Annotated in this window: 4 protein-coding genes; all 4 read left to right on the forward strand. The window is 46.5% G+C overall.

Annotation, left to right across the window (positions count from 1 at the left end; genetic code table 11):
• Nucleotides 1-258: hypothetical protein (locus tag ACO6UY_RS24295; RefSeq protein ID WP_422491621.1), on the forward strand; the 258-nt coding region annotated here is incomplete at its 5' end.
• Between the two features lie 9 nt (nucleotides 259-267).
• Complete coding sequence (locus ACO6UY_RS24300; RefSeq protein WP_422491623.1) at nucleotides 268-1356, forward strand: PQQ-binding-like beta-propeller repeat protein; 1089 nt, start codon at nucleotides 268-270, stop codon at nucleotides 1354-1356.
• Between the two features lie 303 nt (nucleotides 1357-1659).
• A complete protein-coding gene (locus tag ACO6UY_RS24305) occupies nucleotides 1660-1800 on the forward strand; it encodes a hypothetical protein (protein WP_422491625.1) in 141 nt (46 codons plus the stop codon).
• A gap of 110 nt (nucleotides 1801-1910) precedes the next feature.
• The coding region (locus ACO6UY_RS24310; protein ID WP_422491626.1) for a Flp family type IVb pilin at nucleotides 1911-2703 on the forward strand (793 nt) is incomplete at its 3' end.

Consider the following 2703-nt stretch of genomic DNA (forward strand, 5'->3'; position numbering starts at 1 on the left):
GTTAAGCAATTTACCCGGGACCTTGTCAATGGAGATGTGAGCAGTCTTGATCAGATTCGGTGGCATTTTGAAGGAAAGGCGCTGGGGAAAAGAGCTTTTTCGAATGAAGATAAGCAGAGGCTGCTGGCGGAGATTGAGAAAATTGAGTTCCAGGATGAAAGAAAAGTACTAAGTAAATTGCAAGTTCCCAATCTGGATAAAGCAATGCTATTCAAAAGCATAGAGCAAAACTTCGATGGTATTTTTAAGATAATATAGGTATTTGATATGTGGAGAGAGGTATATCACTATTCCGCAGAAAGCGATAAGGGTGTTTGGCCAGAAATTTTTAAAGGGTACATCATTTATATTGACTATAAACGACAACTGATTATACAAGATGGTGCTTCTTTCCACTCGACTGCATTTAGTGAGGATGATCTTGATGTCGATTCCTTCGGTGTGGTTGACGATGAGTTATTCATCCTGTTTAAGACTGACAAGATTCAGAAAATATATAAATACAACAATGGTATTTTGGAACCTTATTTCGAGAGTTGTTTGGGTAGTTTTAGGTTTTTAGGAAAAAATAAAGCATGTTGCAGCCAGAACTTTTCTCACTGGAAGGAACCGGAGCATAAAGGTGCATTCTATTATTATGACCTAGGTCAGAATAACCCTATATGGGAGAGGCAAACCTGTAATGATTTATATGCATCGGTGTTGTCAGAGCAAGGCCTTTTTTTTCAGAACCTGAATGCAAATAAGCTTTATCACCTAGACCCAGATACAGGCCAAACTCTCTGGGAAATCGACTTACCCGAGGGTGTTAAAACTGCCAACGAACCGATACGTGTTTACGACAATGTTATTGCGATATCCCTTGAGAAGAAAGTCAAGCAGCGGGGCAGGCGTGATCGCCGGTTATGTTTTATGTGGGGGCTAAACCCAAATACTGGAGAGCGACTTTGGGAGATTTCGCATCGATCATTGTTTTTTTTCAAAGAACCGGAAACTGGACTGCTTCATAATTTTTCCAGTGCCAGTAAAGCCTTCGGTGAGAAAGAGTATTTTTATGAGTGCATTGATCCGGTCGCTGGAAAGTTGCTGTCCCAAAAGGAAGTGTCTGGTGAATATGAAGGCTGGGAAGTAGGCACGGTATCACCACACTTAAAGACTCTGGATAACGGCATACTGTATTTCAAGGCAGACAACCGGGTGATTGGTCGCTTCAATATTAATAGCCAGTGTGTTGAATATGCTCAGGTTCTGAAAGAGCTAACCAGTCAACGTTTCTCTGAGCCCCAGATATACGGCAACCGCATGTTGGTCTCAGACGACAACGAGCGTTTCCATGTGTATGAGTGGGTTGAGTAGATGAGTGATCGAAATTAAGTAAAGAGAGCAGAGCCATGTAAATGTGGTGTGAAGGCGACCACTATAACGGTTCAAGATGTAAGAACCTGAAACCCACCTGACCCAAGCGCCCGCCTTCTTTGGCCCCGATATGCAGCAATACGCTGTCATCGACGTATATATACTGGTTTGGTTGTTATGCTGGCTGTTTTCAAAATTCAAATATAAAAATTCCGTCCGCCGGCTGCATTCCTGGCAAGGTCTGTTTGGGGTTCTTGTGCTTTTCCGGGTGCCCTTGCTGGCCTCCGTAGGAGCCAGAATCGGATGAGGAAAATTGCCCTGTGCTTGCTGTTGTCCGTATCAGGAGCGTTGGCTCATGCTGAACCGCCGGTTCAGTCCAGAGAGTTGCAAATTCTCTGGACTGGCCTGGGTTATCAGGTGGGTATTGACAATGATCCACCCTAGTCAGCCTGCCCTGACACGGGTTTGGGAAAATATACAGTTTGTGCCTTCTGTTCGGTAATTCATCAACCGCTGTACTCATAGCAAAAGAACAAAAATAACAGGATCAAACCATGAAGGATGTCTTCAGCCGGACAAGGAAACGTCGCCAGTCGGGTGTTGCCATGTCTGAATACCTGCCCATCGTCGGGCTGATCGCCGTGATGCTTATTGGCGGCATGGGCTCGGTGGGTGATGTCTTGCGGGACCAGGGCAGCAAAATGGCCCAGGAAATGGCAGGAGATAATGCGGGCCACAGGTTACCGCCAAGCAATGGTAACGGTTCTGTGGACTTTCCCACCGACACATCACCGGGCAGTGGCGATGAGGAAGAGACGCCCGACACCGGAGGTGGATCAGGCAGTGAGCCGGATTATGGTGAAGGCCCTGACAGTGGGAATGAAAATGGCAATGGTGATGGCTCCGGTGGAGACGATGACGGGAAACCAGGTGAGCAACCCGGTGGTGGAAATGATGGTTCAGGTGATAACAGCGGAGGCAATGAAGCGCCATCGGATGAAGATTTAATTGAACAGATTCAACAATTTGTTGAAGGCTTATGGGACGGTCTTAAGACACAGTTCTGGGGCATTGTTGACTTGCTGGCAAGTCCCATAGAAACCGCAAAAAATATGTACGCCCTGGCCAAAGGAGTGGTTCTGGACCCGCAAGGGACAATCAAGGAGATTGCGGACCAGTTTAAGGATGACATAACCGAACTTCTTACCGGCTCAGCCTACGAGCGCGGCAAGGTTATTGGCGAAAACATTAGCCCGGCCAGCCTGGCCGGTATCGCCAAAAAAGTACTTTCACTACCTTCAGTCAAAAACAGGCCGCTTGATGTTGGCTGCAGTAGTTTTACTGCAG

The sequence above is a fragment of the Endozoicomonas sp. ALE010 genome (genome assembly GCF_049310165.1).
Lineage (GTDB): Bacteria > Pseudomonadota > Gammaproteobacteria > Pseudomonadales > Endozoicomonadaceae > Endozoicomonas.

Excerpts from the sequence above, each read along its gene's own strand:
- ACO6UY_RS24305 (WP_422491625.1), top strand. The coding sequence starts at position 1,660 with ATGAGGAAAATTGCCCTGTGCTTGCTGTTGTCCGTATCAGGAGCGTTG.
- ACO6UY_RS24300 (WP_422491623.1), top strand. The coding sequence starts at position 268 with ATGTGGAGAGAGGTATATCACTATTCCGCAGAAAGCGATAAGGGTGTT.